Genomic DNA, 14,035 nt, shown 5'->3' with positions numbered 1-14,035 from the left:
AGTTCCCGGTGCGTGGTGGTGTGCCGGCCTTTGCCGTCCACCCCACGTACTCCCTGAGTGGTCATCACCGTCGCCCCGGCCAACGCGTTGACCAGCGTCGACTTGCCCGCACCCGACGGTCCGAGCAGCGCCAGCGTACGACCGGCGGCGATCCACGGCCGCAGCCCCGCCAATCCGGTCCCCCGCTGGGCGCTCACCGGCAGCACCGCCACTCCCGGCGCCACCTCGGCGAGCTGGGCCGCGACGGCGACCGGGTCGGCGACCAGATCACACTTGGTCAGCACCAGCAGCGGCTGCGCCCCCGACTCCCAGGCCAACGCGAGCAGCCGCTCGATCCGACCCACGTCCGGCTCCGGATGCAGCGGCTCGATCACCGCCGCCGCGTCGACGTTGGCCGCCAGTACCTGCCCGGTCGAGTCCTTGTCGGCCGTCCGGCGCACGATCGCGGTACGCCGGGGCAGCACCGCTTCCACCGTGAGCCGCTGGTCCGGCCAGGCCCGGACCAGCGTCCAGTCACCCGCGCAGGGCAGGTTGACGGCGTCGCGCGCCGCCGCGACCAGCACCCCGCCGCCGAGACTGGCCCGCACCGGACCGTCGGCGCGGAGCACCGTGCACACTCCCCGGTCGGCCCGGACAACCCGGCCGGGTCGGAGATCATCGCCGCAATCCGGGTACGCGGCGGCCAGCGACGCGTCCCAACCGAGGGACGCGAGATCGAAGGTCATGTCAGCCCTTTGCTGTCAGAGGTGGGGTGCAGAAGTGGAAACGGGGGCCACGCGCACTGCGACCGGCATGAATCCCACCTCCCTCACAGCTCCGGGTGACGCGTCGGCACTGACGGTAGGCGCTGGCCGGGCCACACCGAAAGCCAATTCCGGCAGCGGCGCCGGATCAGCGGTACGCCGCCTCCACCCGGGCCGGACGAGCGACCGATAGGGTCGTGAGCCGTGACACTCGACCCACTCGTACTGCTGCCCGAGGTGGACCGGGCGACGGAACGGCTGTTGCGGACGGTCGCCGAGCTCAGCGACACCGCAGTCGGCGAACCGTCCCTCCTTCCCGGCTGGACCCGTGGACACGTGCTGACCCATCTCGCCCGCAACGCCGACAGCTACGTCAACCTGCTCACGTCGGCGCGCACCGGCGAGGACGTACCGCAGTACGCCAGTCCGGCGGCCCGGAACGACGCCATCGCGGCGGGCGCCGGCCGATCCGTCGCCGTCCAGCTCGCCGACCTGCGGGCCAGTGCGGAGCGGCTCGCCGAGGCAGCCCGGGAGCTGCCGGCAGAGGGCTGGGCCGCGCAGGTGCGGTCGGTCCGGGGACCCCGGGTGGCGGCCACCCTGGTCTGGGGGCGGCTGCGCGAGGTTGAGGTACACCACGTCGACCTGGCCGTCGGCTACCGCACCGCCGACTGGCCGGACGCGTTCAGCCAGCGGGTGCTGCACGAGGTGGTGCGCGACCTCGCCCGCCGGGACACGCAGTTCGCCCTGGTGCTACGTCCGGCGGAAACCGGGCAGTCGCTGTTCCTCGGCTCGGCCGGGCAGGCCGGCGGCGATCCGAGCGACAGTGCCAGCGACCGGGAGCGGTCCGGCGTCGCCGACCCGGCGGATCTGCGTACCGTCGCCGACGCGGAGCCGCGTACCGTCGCTGGCCCGGCGCACGCGCTGGCCGGCTGGTTGACCGGCCGCAGCGCCGGGAAGAACCTGGTAGTCACGCCGGCCGGGCCGTTGCCGGCAGCGCCGGCCTGGATCTGATCCGCCGACCTGGACACCTACTCGGAGGCACGAAAATGAGCGAGCGCTACACCGGCGACGTCACCACGGACGGACCCCCCGATGTCCGGGAGTTGACCGGTCTGACGATCAGCAAGATCTCGGTCGGCCCGATGGACAACAACGCCTACCTCCTCCGTTGCGCCGCCAGCGGCGACCAGGTGCTGATCGACGCGGCCAACGAGGCGCCCCGGCTGCTGGAACTGGTCGGCGACGCCGGGCTGTCGACGGTGGTCACCACACACCGGCACATGGACCACTGGGTGGCCCTGGAAGAGGTGATCGCGACCACCGGTGCCCGCTCGCTGGTCCACGTGGCGGACGCCGAGGGACTGCCGATCGCCTCCGAGCCGCTCGCCGACGGCGACCGGGTCCGGGTCGGCGAGCGCTGGCTCGACGTGATCCACATTGTCGGGCACACTCCCGGCTCCATCGCGCTGCTCTACCAGGACGACGCTGACGGGAGCCACCTGTTCACCGGGGACTCGTTGTTCCCGGGCGGGGTGGGCAATACCGAGCAGGATCCGGTGCGGTTCAACTCGCTCATCGACGACGTGGAGAAGAAGCTCTTCGACCGGCTGCCGGACGAGACCTGGTTCTACCCCGGGCACGGCAGGGACTCGACGCTCGGCGTCGAGCGGCCGTCGATCCCCGAGTGGCGGGCGCGGGGCTGGTAGGGGCGCCGGCCACGGCATCCGCCGTGGCCGGCTGTCAGCTGAGGTCGTCCAGGACGTCGGCGGCCAGGCCCCGCATGGTGTCCCGGTGCTGCGCCAGCGCCGCGTCCCAGGCCGCCTCGTCCAACTCCTTGACCTGGTAGTAGACCGTGAATCTGGCGTTGCTCGACAGTACGGCCAGTTCGATGGTGACCCGGTCCTTGTGAATGCCGAGGTAGGCCTTGTCCTCCAGGCCGGGCTCGGGCTTCCAGTGCAGGATCGACCCGTCCTGCACGTACTTGTCGAAGCCCTGCTGGAACTCCTCGGCAGTGGCCTGGTCAGCGGGGAGTGGACCGTCGCTGCGGTTGAGGTACAGGGACACGCCGACGGATCCTGTGCCCTCCCCCCAGGTGCAGTTGACGTTCTGCGCCACCGGGGTGTCCGCGTCGGCCGCGCTGGGCGTACCCGGTCCGGTCTTCCGCAGCGACGTGGCGGTTCCCCCGGTCAACGTCGGACACGCCGTGCCGAGCTTCGACCACTTTCCGGTCGACCCGGCCGACGAGCCGGTGGGCGACGGCGGGGCGCCCGGAATCCCCTCCACCTGAGGCGGATCGGACCGCCCGCAGCCCGTCGCCAGCAGCGGAAGTGCCGCCACCAGCAGGAACGCCTGGGCTAGCCGACGGAGTCGACCGGGCCTGCGGGGCATGGAGTTTCCTCTCCTGTTACGTGGCTGTCAGGGTGCCGCCGGACATCCCCGGGCGCTATTCGGCGACCGGTGCCGGCCATTTTCCGTCCGCCGTCAGCCCGGTGAGGTCCGACTTCTCGGTCTCCAGAGCGAGGATCTGGTTCAGGACCTCGGCGATACGGGTTCCGAGCGAGGTGATGTAGCCGATGACCTGGTTGACGGCCGTGCCGATCAGCTCGGAGAAGTGCGCCAGTGCGTCCATGACCTGGGTGATGGCGCCGGCACCGGCCGCCGCGAGGTCGATGCAGCATGTCGTGAGTGCCCCGTACACCTCGCCCATCCGCGCACCGAGGCTCGACATGTAGGTCATGTTGCCGGTGGCGGCGTCGCCGAGGTACGTGGCCAGTGACTCGACCTTGGCGGAGGCGTTGCTGACCGCGTCCTGCTGGTCCTGCCGCCGCTTCTCGTAGGTGTTCTTGGTGGGCCCACGCCAGAAGTCGATCTCGCCGGACCCGGTCATGTCCCCGTGCATACCGGTGAGGGGGCGGTTCACCTTGTCGCCCAGGTCGAACGCGCGGGAGAACAGCGAGGCCACCGGAATCGAGCCGGCGACGGACTTCTCGGCCTTCCCCAGCAGTTCTCCGATCTTGGTCTTGACCTGTTCGAGGCGCTTGACGATCTCCCCGAGGCCCTCGCTGATGTCCTGGTTGAAGAACTCGAAGAAGGAGTCGACCCAGCTGTCCTCGAGCTCCTTCTGCACCTTCTGGAGGAAGGTGTTGATCCGGTTGATCAGATTGTTCAGCTCGGTGCGGGTCTTCGCGATGAGTTGCTCGACCAACTTCACCGCGTTGTCGAATGCCTGTACGGAGAGGGGCGTGTAGCTGGAACTGGATCCGGGAGGCGGCAAGACCATACCTTTCTGGGACGCGCGGAGGCCGTCAGGACTTCGCGATCTTGTCGAAGCTGGCCGCGCTCCGGCCGTCAGTTCTGTCGTACTCGTCCGCGCACTTGTTCAACGCGTTGCCGAATTCATCGAACCTCTTCGCCGCGTCCCGGAACAGTCCGGTGAGCCAGCCGTGCGTCTTGGCGTACGCACCATGCTGGTCGGTCGCGGTCATCAGTGCGGTCCCCGGGTCGATGACCATGAACGCCGTCGGTCCGAGCGTCAGGCCCGCCATGTTCTGGGCGACGGTCTCCATCTTGTCGGAGAAGCCGAACCACTTCTTCGCCTCGCCGCGGATGCCGTCGGTCGCCGCTTCGACGCTCTCCGTGCTCAACCAGTCGTAGTCCGTCATCGTCGCGTCCCCTCCCCGGAGAACCAGTACGTCGGATCCTTCTCCCGAGTGGCCTGTCGCAGGGCCGCCCGAGCGTCCTCGACGATCTGGTCGACGTCCTCCGGGACGACGCGGTGCGAGTTGATCTCCGCGCTCACGACGGTGAATCCGACGAGTCGTAGCTGGAACAGGCCGAGCGGCCCCGAGATGGTCCTCGGCTCCGGTGAGTCCCTCGTTTCGACGACACGGTCCGCAGCGTCCATCAGGGTGTAACCGCGTTCGACATCCGCCTCCGCTGCCGCCCACTCGGCCCAGGCGTCCCTCGGCGACCAGGATGAGGCGAACTCGTCACGGAGGAACGGACCATCGGCCGACGGGTCCGGCGGCGTCGGCCTGCCGTGGCGGCGCAGCAGGGCCATCGCCAGCATCGCCTTGTCCTGAGCGAACTGGAGGGCGTCGAGAATGGCCGAGGCGACCCCCGACGGGCCGACCGTGTACCACCAGTCGGATCCGATGTTCAGGTCCACAAAGTCGCCCCGGGCGTCGACGACGGAGGTGACCGTGCCGGTCTGGTCCGTTCCCGAGATGCGCTCGAGCCCCTCGACCGGCAGGTAGTGGGGCGTTCTCGCCAGGTCGTCCTCGAGTTCCCGCACGAAGCGTCGGGCCTGATCCAGCCGCGGGTCGTCACGACTGACCGTGCGTGATGTGTGCAGCATCCGGCTTCCCCCATCGCCGTGGACGGCCCGTCACTCTCGACGAGGACGGCGCCCGATCGTTTCCGGATTTTAGCTCCTGGCCGCCACACCGTGGGGCCAGCAACTCGATGGTGTCCGATACCCCGACCCGCACTGCCTGCTCCACCGCCTTTCCACCAGCTTGCCCACCGACATCCTGACCGGCTGGTCAGCTCATCGACGCCACCCGGCCAGCGGAGTACGGTGTGCCGCATGTCCCCGTTCCCGCCCCCGCAGCAGATCGTGCAGACCCGTGAGGTTGACGCACTAGCCCTGATCAATGGGCAGTGCGACCTCCGCGCCTACCCGTTCCGGCATCTCGCGGTCGTGGCCGGGAGCAACCTTTCGATGCCACGGACCACCGGCATCCTGATCGCGGTCGAGATCCTGAGCCAGTGGGGTTGGGAACTCGTCAGCGTCACGAAGCCGTTCGAGTCGGTCGACAAGTTGGTGGCGTTCCTGCGCCGGCACTGACCCGCGGCACGTCCGGTTGAGGCGACGGCCCGATCGCCGCCGGGTTCACGCTGAACGCACCGAGCCGTTCGGCGGACACCTGTCGCCCGGTCCCGCCCGCCGTCCCGAAGTCCATCGTCCCCGTCGACGGACTTGGCAGCCATGGCTAATGAGAGTAGCTTTACGGCTATGATCACTACTCAACACCTCCGCCGCCCCGAGGGACGGATCGCGTACGACGTACAGGGCAGCGGCCCCCTGGTGATCTGCGTCCCCGGGATGGCCGAGCTGCGGCAGACGTACCGGCTGCTGGTGCCGAGGTTGCTCGACGCGGGCTTCCGGGTGGCCACCATCGACATCCGGGGACACGGCGACAGCGACGCCACCTTCACCGCGTACGACGATGTCGCGCTCGCCGGCGACCTCCTCGCGCTTGTCGACGAACTCGGCGGGCCCGCGGTCGTGGTCGGCAACTCGATGGGCGCCGCGGCCGGGGTGATCGCCGCCGCCGAGGCGCCCGCGAAGGTGTCCGGCCTGGCCCTGCTCGGCCCGTTCGTCCGCGAGCCCGAGATCGGCGCGATACAGAAGCTGCTGATCCGGGCCCTCTTCCTCCGCCCCTGGGGTCCGGCGGCCCTGCTCGGCTACTACCCCAAATGGCTGCCGGGAGCCAAGCCCGAGGGGTACGAGGAACACAAGCGGCGGGTACGCGACAACCTGCGCCGCCCCGGCCACTGGCAGGCCTTCGTCCGAACGAGCCGCACCTCGCACGAACCCGCCCGGCGGCGACTGGCCGACGTGACCGCCCCGGCCGTGGTGGTGATGGGCGCCGCCGACGTGGACTGGGCGGATCCCGGGGCCGAGGCCGAGTGGATCGGCGGGCAGTTGCGGGCCGAGGTGGTCATGGTCCCCGAGGTGGGCCACTTCCCCCAGGTCCAGGCGCCGGCCGTGGTCGCCGCCGCCGTGACCCGCCTCGTCGAGCAGACCAGCAAGACCTGAGTGGATGCCTCCCGGCCGATCCGACACCGGGAACCCTGCTCCGGTGTCGCGGTTGACCAGGCAGTCCACGTGCGGCGGAAAACCTGAACCGGGAACAGTCGAAAAAGATGTTGCTCCACGCCATGTGTCGCCTTACCGTAGTTACCACAGCGATCAACAAAGCGAAACGAAACGACGGGAGCATCCGATGTTGTGGCAGTCATCATCGCAACCGCGACGGCAGGCGCCGTCCGGTCCGGTGGGTCACGCCATGCTCGGCCGACCCGTCTATCTGAGTGCCGGTGAGTGTGCCGATCTGGGCAGCTGGCGGACGTAACGCGACTTCCAACGCGACTACGCCGCCCACCCAGACCGGGACGGGGCGGCGTTTTTCTTTACCACACAGGGGTGTGGCGCAACTGGCAGCGCAACGGCCTCCAAAACCGAAGGTTGCAGGTTCGAATCCTGTCACCCCTGCTTCTTCCCCCGACCTCGGCCGGCGGGACCGGTACCTCTTTGAAAACTCCACAGTGGATGGCAAGAAGAATGCCCGGTCGGTGCCGTACCACCGCACCGGCCGGGCTGATCCGGGGCGGGGGAGACGGCTGACCCGCCTGTTTTGGGAACAGGAGACACCGAGTTCGATTCTCGGGTCCCGGACGCATGGGGCGGTAGCTCAGCAGGAAGAGCGCTGATCTGGCAGGTCTGAGGTGAGGGGTTCGAGTCCCCTCCGCTCCACCAGAGGAACAGGGACCGTTGGAGTAGTGGTTATCTCGCCAGACTCTCATTCTGGAGAAGGCCGGTTCGATTCCGGCACGGTCTACGTACGACGGTCGAGGGCGCTCGCGGTGCCCGTCGGGGAATGGTGTAACTGGCAACATGCCCGGCTTTGAACCGGGAGACGGTATCGCTTGTGCTGGTTCGAGTCCAGCTTCCCCGGCTTCCGCTCCGGTAGCCCAACGGCAGGAGGCGGCGCGCTCAAATCGCGCACAGTGTGCGTTCGAATCGCACCCGGAGCACCGGCACCGGCACCACATACCTGCGGCTGTAGCTCAGTAGGCAGAGCGCGACATTGCCATTGTCGAGGCCCCCGGTTCGAACCCGGGTAGCCGCTCGGAGAACTGTTACCAGCAACGACGAGAAGAGAAGGAGGATCCGGTGGACGTCCTGGTCATCAACGCCGATCTCGGCCCGCTCCACCGGGTCAGTGTCCGGCACGCCGTTCGGATGCTCGTCCGGCGGGTCGCCGAAATCCACGAGGCCGAACCGGACCGGCTGATCGGGGTCTACCCGATGCCGAGGGTCGTCCGCCTGGTCCGGTACGTCGTCACCCGCTGGCGCTTCACGTCCGGCCCGGCGTGGTCCCGCTCGGGCGTCCTCGTCCGGGACGGCCGCCGCTGCGGCTACTGCGGCGGGCACGCCACCACCGTCGACCACATCCTGCCCCGCTCGCGCGGCGGCCGGAACACCTGGAGCAACACCGTCGCATCCTGTGACGGATGCAACCAGCGCAAGGCAGACCGCACCCCCGCCGAGGCGGGCATGGCACTGCGGTCGGCGGCGTCGGTCCCCACGTGGGCCGCGCTGACCCGGCGCTGAGACGCGGCCGGCGGAACTCGCCCCGCCGGCCGCCTTTCCCGGATCGTCCAATCGGCAGGACGTCTGACTCTGGATCAGAAAATCGAGGTTCGAATCCTTGTCCGGGAGCGCAACGCCCTCGTGGCCCAACGGTAGAGGCAACGGTTCGAGGGACCGTACGGTGTGCGTTCGAATCGCACCGAGGGCACGTTTTCCTGGGGTGGGTGCTGGTGCACAGCGTTGCCTTGCAAGCTGCGCGTGCGCGGTTCGATCCCGCGTCACTCCATCCCGCCCGGGTAGCCCAACGGAAGAGGCCGCCGGCTCAGAACCGGTGTGTTGCAGGTTCGACTCCTGCTCCGGGTACGCAGCACAACATGGTGTCGTAGCTCAGTGGGTCAGAGCGCCGGACTGTCGATCCGGAGGTCGCGGGTTCGAGCCCCGTCGACGCCGCGCACGGAGGGTTCGCCATTGGCAGGGCAAGCGGGTTGCTAACCCGTCGCGGGTCACACCGTTGCCGGTTCGACTCCGGCATCCTCCGCTCCAGGCCGTCGTGGGAAGGAGGGCGATCCCCCTCGACGGAGCATGCCCCTGTAGCTCAGTGGACAGAGCGCCTGGCTACGAACCAGGAGGTCGGACGTTCGAACCGTTCCAGGGGCACACATCGGGACGTGGCGCAGCTTGGTAGCGCACCGCACTGGGGGTGCGGGGGTCGTCGGTTCGAATCCGGCCGTCCCGACTCGACACGGTCGCCGGTACGCGGCGACGACGGCTATCGTTCCCGCGACGACACCGAAAGGATCATGGTGCTCAACCCGACCGAACTGCACAAGGTCAATGCCCTCGTTCAGGGCTTCAAGCCGAAGGCCAAGCGCGAGCTCACCGATGCGCACCGGCGTACCCAGAAGGCGCCGCCGCTGTCCGGCATCTCCCGGACGTACCAGCCGTTCGCCGACGACGTCCGGGAGCAGTTGCCGCCGGAGTCGACCCGGGTGCAGTACACCGTCAGGGAGGTCCTCGACGAGGTCGCCACGACGATGGGTCGGCTGTTCGACCTGCAACTTCTGCAGGATACCGGGAACGCCGAGGCAAAGGCCGACGTGGTGGTCGAGGGGCAGTTGCTCGTCCGGCAGGCACCGGTCACCTACCTGTTGTTCCTGGAGAAGCAGTTGGTCGACCTCCGGACCTTCGTCGACGGACTGGCCACCCTGGACGCGGCTGAGAAGTGGGACTTCGATCCCGACCGGGGCTGCTACGCCAGCGCTCCGAGCCAGACCCAGAAGATGCGCAAGGTGCACCGCAACCACGTCAAGGCCGAGGCGACGGAGAAGCACCCGGCGCAGGTCGAGGTCTACACCGAGGACGTGCCGGTGGGCACCTGGACCACGGTGAAGCTGTCCGGCGCCCTGCCGGCGGAGCGGGTCAAGGTGTTGCGCGGCCGGGTCGACAAGCTGCTGGAGGCGGTGAAGGTGGCCCGCGAGGAGGCGAACAGCAGCACCGTCGAGGATCGCGCGGTCGGCGACCAGGTGTTCGGCTACCTGTTCGGGTAGTCTTCAGGCGCCCCCTTGGAGCGGGGGTTACGCGCGAAAGCGCGAAGTTGAGACTGACCTGTCAGGCTCACAAGGATGACGGTTCCAGTGGAGGTTCGAGTCCTCCTCCCGGCACTTCGGGCCGGGATAGCCCAACTGGTAGAGGCAGGCCGTCTCCGGTCAGGCTGAGATTATCGCTCCAGACTCAGCACCCCCACCCATCGCCAGACCTACCGGCCACGACAACCTCGTTGAGATGCTGGTTCGAGTCCAGTCTGCCGCTCCAACCTGCGGCGGTAGCTTAATGGCAAAGCACTGCGACCGAAGACTGATCGTGGAACTTAAACGCCGCTGGCGTGCGAACGGGTGGACCTAGAGGGACCCCGGGGCAGGGTATGCCCCGGGGCTCCGCCAAACCGGCGGGTTGTGGCTCAGCTTGGTAGAGCACCGCGTTCGGGACGCGGGGGTCGTCGGTTCGAATCCGGCCAACCCGACAACGGAAGGCGCCGCTCGGTGGCGGGCGACCGGTCTTGAAAACCGGGGTGTCGGCGACGGCAGGGGTTCGACTCCTCCGCCTTCCTCTCCACATTTCCAGAAGCAGGACATCGCGCGCCGCTAGCTCAACGGTAGAGCTACGCACTCTTGATGCGTAGGTTCAGGGTTCGAGTCCCTGGCGGCGTACTCGCGGGATGGCGCAGTGGTAGCGCGGCGGCCTCATAAGCCGCAGGCCCCGGGTTCGACTCCCGGTCCCGCCCCCGTTCCGGTGGCTCAGCATGGTAGAGCGCCGCGTCGACATCGCGGAAGTCGCTGGTTCGAGTCCAGCCCGGAACACGCATGGCGCCGTAGACGAGTGGCCAGAGTCGCCGGGCTTTCACCCCGGAGTTCGCGGGTTCGAATCCCGTCGGCGCTACCGAAACCCGACCCCCGGCGGTCCCGTCCGCCGGGGCGACGCCCGGATAGCTCAGCGGCAGCAGCGCCTCGTTTACACCGAGGAGGTCCCTGGTTCGATCCCAGGTCCGGGCACGGTGGCGGAAGCTCAGCCTGGTTGAGCGCCGGAATGTGGCTCCGGAGGTCGCGGGTTCGATTCCCGTGCGCCACCCCAAGCGCGTCGTGGGCGGCTGGTCGCCCGGCGGTCTGTAACACCGTTGCTTCGGCATGCCTGGTTCGAGTCCAGGGACGCGCACCGTGCCCCCGTAGCTCAGCGGAAAGAGCGCGGCGTTCCGAGCGCCGAGGCCGCTGGTTCGATTCCAGCCGGGGGCACTACCCGACCTCGTTTCGTCCCCGGTGGGGCGGCCCGTCTGCAAAACGGGTGATTGTGCTCGGGTTCGACTCCCGACGAGGTCTCGACCTGCCATCCGCTGTGGACGGATCCGTGGACTGGATGACTGGTCCGGAGGGCCCCGATAACGCGCCTGTCCGCGGCGCGCCCGGATGTCGCGCTCATCGGTGGCTGTCTGGCCGCGCTCGGCTGTCGGTAGCTGGCCGGTTGGCCGGTGGTGGTGTTTGCGCGGTGGCCAGTGTCTGGAAGCACGGGCGAAGCAGGTCGATGATCTGGTCGGGCGAGGCGTCGGCGAGTCTGCCGAGGCGAAGCAGGTAACGCTCGATGATCACGCCGTGGACGATCGCGCTGAGCAGGCTGGCGCGCAGTTCGGCGTCGGCCGTGGGGATCGCGGCGGTGATCTGGCTGAGCTGAGGCTCGGCCGCGGCCCGGTACCGGTTGGCGGCGTCGTTGTTGGTCAGCATGGAGCGCAGGACGGCCAGCGAGGCCACCGGCTCACCGTCCAGCCGCTTGGCCAGCGAGGTGAGCAGGGCCTCGGCCACCTGTTCGGCGGTACCGCTGGACAGTTCGTCGGCGGTACCGCTGGGCGGTTCGTCGGCGGGAAGCTCGGCGGCGCGCGCGAAGAGCTCGTCCTTGGTGCCGAAGTAGTGCATGACCAGTCCGGCGTCCACCCCGGCCGTCGCGGCCACCGCACGGATCGTGGTGCGGTCGTAGCCGAGTTCGGCGAACATCTGGCGGGCTGCGGCGAGAATGCCCTCCTCGGTCCGACGGCGTTGCTGCGCCCGGGTCGGCTTGGCACTCGGATCGGTCACCTGCTCATCCTACGGTCGTTGACAGAGACGGCCCTTCATTCTACGGTCGTTCAATCAACACGCGTTCAATGAAGGAGGAGGCGATGACCGCCACGTCACGGGAGATCGTCGAGCAGATGCTCCGGGCCGGCCGCGAGATGGATGCCGACTCCTTTGTGGAGCTGATGGCACCCGACGGATACCTCGAGTGGCCGTACCGGCCGCCGGGCGTGCCCGCGCGGTTACAGGGCCGCGCGGAGATCCACAGGCACCTGACCGAGGCGGCCGGAGCGCTCATCAGATTCGACGAGTACCGCAACGTCGTGGTGCACGAGACCACCGATCCGGAGGTGGTAATCGTGGAGTACGAGGCACACGGAGCCGTTGTCCCGACCGGCGCACCGTTCCAGCAGATGGTCATCGCCGTGTTCCGGGTCCGGAACGGTCAGATCCTGTCGTACCGCGACTACATCAACCCGCTGCCGCTGGCCGAGGCACTCGCCAGCGTCGCCGCCGCCACCCGGGCCCGCACGTAGTCCGGAGATCAGGCCAGCTTCTCTTCGAGCTCGGCGATGACTTCGCGCAGCCACTGCATGTCACTCTTCTTCGTGACGGCGGCAAGGGAGAGCATGCCCCTGCGGAACCGGTCGGTCATCTCGGCGGCGCGTAACGGGCGACCGTCGTCGTAGAAGTAGCTGGCGGGCTTCTCGTAGAAGTCCAGCCGGCGCTTCAGTACCCGCAGTTGGCTGGCGGGCTCCGGCAGATGGCCGAGGAAGGCCAGAAGGATCATGAACGAGTTGCGGTCGGTGATCTCGACGTCGGCGGGATCCGCGAGCCGGCGCAGAAGCTCCTGGTGACCGGAGTCGGTGAGATCGAACGTCTGCCGGGGCGTCGCACCACGGCCGGGCAGGTCATGGCGGACCACCAGGCCCGCGTCACGTAGCCGGTTCAGGGCCGGATAGAGGGCTCCGTCGCTGACCGGACGGACGTGCCCGGACAGTCCGGAGATGCGCTCGCGCAACCCGCTGGCGTGCAGAGGTCCTTCCGCCAGGAATCCCAGGATGCTCAGTGTCAGCATCACCACACCTCCCTCGCGGGCATGGTATCGACACCGACGAGCTATCCTCGAATCGAGCCCTCGAATCGAGGAGTAGCCTTCGAACCAGGGAGATGCGCCGTGGCGACATTCCTACTCGTACCTGGCGGCTGGCATGGCGGTTGGTCGTACCGCCCGATCGCGGAGGCCCTTCGGCGAAGCGGCCACGACGCGTACCCGGTCACGCTCACCGGCCTGGGTGACCGGGCTCATCTGCGGACCGCGAATCTGGACACGCACATCCAGGATGTGGTCGGCATTCTGGAGGCCGAGCGAATCACCGACGCGGTCCTGGTCGGCCACAGCTACGCCGGCATGGTCATCACCGGGGTCGCGGACCGCTGCCCGGACCGCATAGGACGCCTGGTCTACAGCGACGCCTACGTGCCGGCCGACGGCGACTCCTGCTGGGATCTGACCACTCCGGCGTTCCGCCAGTTGTTCCTCGACGGGGCGACCGCGGACGGCTTCCGGGTCGCACCCCCGCCGGGTCTCGACCCGAGGGCGACAGCACATCCGCTCCCCTCCTTCCTACAGAAGATCCGGCTCTCCGGCGCACCCAGCCGTGTGCGTCGCCGCGACTACATCTACCTCAGCGGATGGCAGGGCAGTCCCTTCCCGCAGGTGTACCAACGGCTGTCCCAGGACCCGGCATGGCACACGCACTGCCTGCCGACCGGCCACAACCTGGTCGCCGAGGCGCCGGACAAGCTGCTGGAAATCCTGCTTCAGGATGGCGGAGTGCCGGCAGATGATCGACAGGACGGGACCTGACCGGCGGCACACCGCCGCACAGCCGGGCGCGTCAGCCTCGGCTGGCCGGGCTCGTCAGCGTCGGGCGGCCGTCGCGGCCCGCCAGGCCCGAATCCCGAGTACGCCGACGGTCGTACCGATCACCAGGGACGCCCCGATCAACAGGGCGTGTACCCACAGGAAGCTGGTCGGACCGCCCTGTCCGACCTCGCCGGTCGACCAGGCGCGGGCATCGTTCCAGATAGCGATCCCGAACCGGGGCCAGATGACCCAGGTCCAGACCCCGACCAGGATCAGGAACCCGGACCAGGTTCGCGTCAACACCATGGCTGGCGAGTATGCCAGCCGCCCGGATCCGGTCGAGAGCGGCCGGTCACCCCCGACCGGCCGCTCTCGATCTGACCGGCCCGCCCCGACCGGTCACCCCCTGCCCCGTCCCTCATACACATCGCCGAGCGCACGAGAC

At 68.6% G+C, this 14,035-nt stretch carries 16 protein-coding genes and 25 tRNA genes; 33 read left to right on the top strand and 8 right to left on the bottom strand.

The features are described from left to right. Nucleotides 1–725: GTPase RsgA (gene rsgA, locus I0C86_RS31985; protein WP_196205026.1), on the bottom strand; the 725-nt coding region annotated here is incomplete at its 3' end. 222 nt (nt 726–947) lie between these two features. On the opposite strand from rsgA, the gene I0C86_RS31980 reads away from it, so the two are divergent. Beyond that, entirely contained in the window at nt 948–1,754 is an 807-nt protein-coding gene (locus tag I0C86_RS31980) for a maleylpyruvate isomerase N-terminal domain-containing protein (RefSeq protein WP_196205025.1), read from the top strand. A 35-nt stretch (nt 1,755–1,789) separates the two neighbouring features. Further along, nucleotides 1,790–2,449 carry an MBL fold metallo-hydrolase gene (locus I0C86_RS31975; protein ID WP_196205024.1) on the top strand — a complete coding sequence of 220 codons (660 nt, stop codon included), beginning with the start codon at nt 1,790–1,792 and terminating at the stop codon, nt 2,447–2,449. Nucleotides 2,450–2,483: 34 nt separating this feature from the next. Here the strand turns inward: I0C86_RS31975 and I0C86_RS31970 are convergent, their stop codons facing one another. The 4 genes from I0C86_RS31970 to I0C86_RS31955 are packed head-to-tail and all read right to left on the bottom strand — an operon-like array spanning nt 2,484 to nt 5,100. Beyond that, on the bottom strand, nt 2,484–3,131 hold the full coding sequence (locus I0C86_RS31970; protein ID WP_196205023.1) for a hypothetical protein: 648 nt from the start codon (nt 3,129–3,131) through the stop codon (nt 2,484–2,486). A 55-nt stretch (nt 3,132–3,186) separates the two neighbouring features. After that, nucleotides 3,187–4,017 (bottom strand): hypothetical protein, encoded by an 831-nt coding sequence (locus I0C86_RS31965; protein ID WP_196205022.1) that lies wholly within the window; start codon nt 4,015–4,017, stop codon nt 3,187–3,189. A gap of 31 nt (nt 4,018–4,048) precedes the next feature. Continuing rightward, complete coding sequence (locus I0C86_RS31960) at nt 4,049–4,405, bottom strand: hypothetical protein (RefSeq protein WP_196205021.1); 357 nt, start codon at nt 4,403–4,405, stop codon at nt 4,049–4,051. Beyond that, nucleotides 4,402–5,100 carry a hypothetical protein gene (locus I0C86_RS31955; protein WP_196205020.1) on the bottom strand — a complete coding sequence of 233 codons (699 nt, stop codon included), beginning with the start codon at nt 5,098–5,100 and terminating at the stop codon, nt 4,402–4,404. The genes I0C86_RS31960 and I0C86_RS31955 overlap by 4 nt, the downstream gene beginning before the upstream one ends. A 231-nt stretch (nt 5,101–5,331) precedes the next feature. On the opposite strand from I0C86_RS31955, the gene I0C86_RS31950 reads away from it, so the two are divergent. The 29 genes from I0C86_RS31950 (at nt 5,332) to I0C86_RS31810 (ending at nt 10,994) form a co-directional block, all read left to right on the top strand. Then, nucleotides 5,332–5,592, top strand: coding sequence for a transcriptional regulator (locus tag I0C86_RS31950; protein WP_196205019.1), 261 nt, complete (start codon nt 5,332–5,334; stop codon nt 5,590–5,592). A 168-nt stretch (nt 5,593–5,760) separates the two neighbouring features. After that, a complete protein-coding gene (locus I0C86_RS31945) occupies nt 5,761–6,567 on the top strand; it encodes an alpha/beta fold hydrolase (protein WP_196205018.1) in 807 nt (268 codons plus the stop codon). A 383-nt stretch (nt 6,568–6,950) separates the two neighbouring features. Further along, nucleotides 6,951–7,023: transfer RNA gene (locus tag I0C86_RS31940), tRNA-Trp, on the top strand. A 109-nt stretch (nt 7,024–7,132) separates the two neighbouring features. Then, a tRNA-Pro gene (locus I0C86_RS31935) sits at nt 7,133–7,207 on the top strand. Between the two features lie 4 nt (nt 7,208–7,211). Continuing rightward, nucleotides 7,212–7,287 (top strand) — tRNA-Ala (locus tag I0C86_RS31930). A 9-nt stretch (nt 7,288–7,296) separates the two neighbouring features. After that, nucleotides 7,297–7,369: transfer RNA gene (locus I0C86_RS31925), tRNA-Glu, on the top strand. Nucleotides 7,370–7,402: 33 nt separating this feature from the next. After that, nucleotides 7,403–7,486 (top strand) — tRNA-Gln (locus tag I0C86_RS31920). 5 nt (nt 7,487–7,491) lie between these two features. Continuing rightward, nucleotides 7,492–7,565 (top strand) — tRNA-Leu (locus I0C86_RS31915). 22 nt (nt 7,566–7,587) lie between these two features. Continuing rightward, nucleotides 7,588–7,660 (top strand) — tRNA-Gly (locus tag I0C86_RS31910). A gap of 44 nt (nt 7,661–7,704) precedes the next feature. Continuing rightward, the gene (locus tag I0C86_RS31905; protein ID WP_196205017.1) at nt 7,705–8,145 is read left to right on the top strand and encodes an HNH endonuclease; all 441 of its coding nucleotides are present in this window, start codon (nt 7,705–7,707) and stop codon (nt 8,143–8,145) included. A 36-nt stretch (nt 8,146–8,181) separates the two neighbouring features. Further along, a tRNA-Gln gene (locus I0C86_RS31900) sits at nt 8,182–8,253 on the top strand. Between the two features lie 6 nt (nt 8,254–8,259). Next, a tRNA-Leu gene (locus tag I0C86_RS31895) sits at nt 8,260–8,332 on the top strand. An 82-nt stretch (nt 8,333–8,414) separates the two neighbouring features. Beyond that, nucleotides 8,415–8,487 (top strand) — tRNA-Leu (locus I0C86_RS31890). Between the two features lie 13 nt (nt 8,488–8,500). Continuing rightward, nucleotides 8,501–8,574: transfer RNA gene (locus I0C86_RS31885), tRNA-Asp, on the top strand. A gap of 5 nt (nt 8,575–8,579) precedes the next feature. Beyond that, nucleotides 8,580–8,662 (top strand) — tRNA-Ser (locus I0C86_RS31880). A 46-nt stretch (nt 8,663–8,708) separates the two neighbouring features. Then, a tRNA-Arg gene (locus tag I0C86_RS31875) sits at nt 8,709–8,781 on the top strand. A gap of 5 nt (nt 8,782–8,786) precedes the next feature. Then, a tRNA-Pro gene (locus tag I0C86_RS31870) sits at nt 8,787–8,860 on the top strand. Between the two features lie 64 nt (nt 8,861–8,924). Then, complete coding sequence (locus tag I0C86_RS31865; RefSeq protein WP_196205016.1) at nt 8,925–9,671, top strand: DUF7873 family protein; 747 nt, start codon at nt 8,925–8,927, stop codon at nt 9,669–9,671. A 399-nt stretch (nt 9,672–10,070) separates the two neighbouring features. Further along, a tRNA-Pro gene (locus tag I0C86_RS31860) sits at nt 10,071–10,144 on the top strand. A 4-nt stretch (nt 10,145–10,148) separates the two neighbouring features. Then, nucleotides 10,149–10,231: transfer RNA gene (locus I0C86_RS31855), tRNA-Ser, on the top strand. Between the two features lie 28 nt (nt 10,232–10,259). Beyond that, nucleotides 10,260–10,331 (top strand) — tRNA-Lys (locus I0C86_RS31850). Between the two features lie 2 nt (nt 10,332–10,333). Beyond that, nucleotides 10,334–10,405 (top strand) — tRNA-Met (locus tag I0C86_RS31845). A gap of 2 nt (nt 10,406–10,407) precedes the next feature. Beyond that, nucleotides 10,408–10,481, top strand: a tRNA-Val gene (locus I0C86_RS31840). A gap of 5 nt (nt 10,482–10,486) precedes the next feature. Then, a tRNA-Glu gene (locus I0C86_RS31835) sits at nt 10,487–10,560 on the top strand. Nucleotides 10,561–10,600: 40 nt separating this feature from the next. Continuing rightward, nucleotides 10,601–10,673, top strand: a tRNA-Val gene (locus tag I0C86_RS31830). Between the two features lie 2 nt (nt 10,674–10,675). Then, nucleotides 10,676–10,752, top strand: a tRNA-His gene (locus tag I0C86_RS31825). Between the two features lies 1 nt (nt 10,753). Further along, a tRNA-Tyr gene (locus I0C86_RS31820) sits at nt 10,754–10,833 on the top strand. Nucleotides 10,834–10,837: 4 nt separating this feature from the next. Beyond that, nucleotides 10,838–10,910 (top strand) — tRNA-Arg (locus tag I0C86_RS31815). Nucleotides 10,911–10,916: 6 nt separating this feature from the next. After that, a tRNA-Cys gene (locus I0C86_RS31810) sits at nt 10,917–10,994 on the top strand. Between the two features lie 96 nt (nt 10,995–11,090). On the opposite strand, the gene I0C86_RS31805 is transcribed toward I0C86_RS31810, so the two are convergent. Beyond that, entirely contained in the window at nt 11,091–11,741 is a 651-nt protein-coding gene (locus I0C86_RS31805; RefSeq protein WP_196205015.1) for a TetR/AcrR family transcriptional regulator, read from the bottom strand. Between the two features lie 83 nt (nt 11,742–11,824). Between I0C86_RS31805 and I0C86_RS31800 the strand changes: the two genes are divergently transcribed. Next, on the top strand, nt 11,825–12,256 hold the full coding sequence (locus tag I0C86_RS31800) for a nuclear transport factor 2 family protein (RefSeq protein WP_196205014.1): 432 nt from the start codon (nt 11,825–11,827) through the stop codon (nt 12,254–12,256). 8 nt (nt 12,257–12,264) lie between these two features. Here the strand turns inward: I0C86_RS31800 and I0C86_RS31795 are convergent, their stop codons facing one another. After that, on the bottom strand, nt 12,265–12,798 hold the full coding sequence (locus I0C86_RS31795; RefSeq protein ID WP_196205013.1) for a PadR family transcriptional regulator: 534 nt from the start codon (nt 12,796–12,798) through the stop codon (nt 12,265–12,267). Between the two features lie 99 nt (nt 12,799–12,897). On the opposite strand from I0C86_RS31795, the gene I0C86_RS31790 reads away from it, so the two are divergent. Further along, nucleotides 12,898–13,590 carry an alpha/beta fold hydrolase gene (locus tag I0C86_RS31790; protein WP_196205012.1) on the top strand — a complete coding sequence of 231 codons (693 nt, stop codon included), beginning with the start codon at nt 12,898–12,900 and terminating at the stop codon, nt 13,588–13,590. Between the two features lie 54 nt (nt 13,591–13,644). Here the strand turns inward: I0C86_RS31790 and I0C86_RS31785 are convergent, their stop codons facing one another. Beyond that, on the bottom strand, nt 13,645–13,896 hold the full coding sequence (locus I0C86_RS31785) for an SCO4848 family membrane protein (protein WP_196205011.1): 252 nt from the start codon (nt 13,894–13,896) through the stop codon (nt 13,645–13,647). Between the last annotated feature and the right edge of the window lie 139 nt (nt 13,897–14,035).

The organism is Plantactinospora alkalitolerans, assembly GCF_015690345.1.
Taxonomy (GTDB): domain Bacteria; phylum Actinomycetota; class Actinomycetes; order Mycobacteriales; family Micromonosporaceae; genus Plantactinospora; species Plantactinospora alkalitolerans.
The sequence above is the reverse complement of the archived record's forward strand: the minus strand, read 5'-3'. Positions and strand labels throughout refer to the sequence as shown.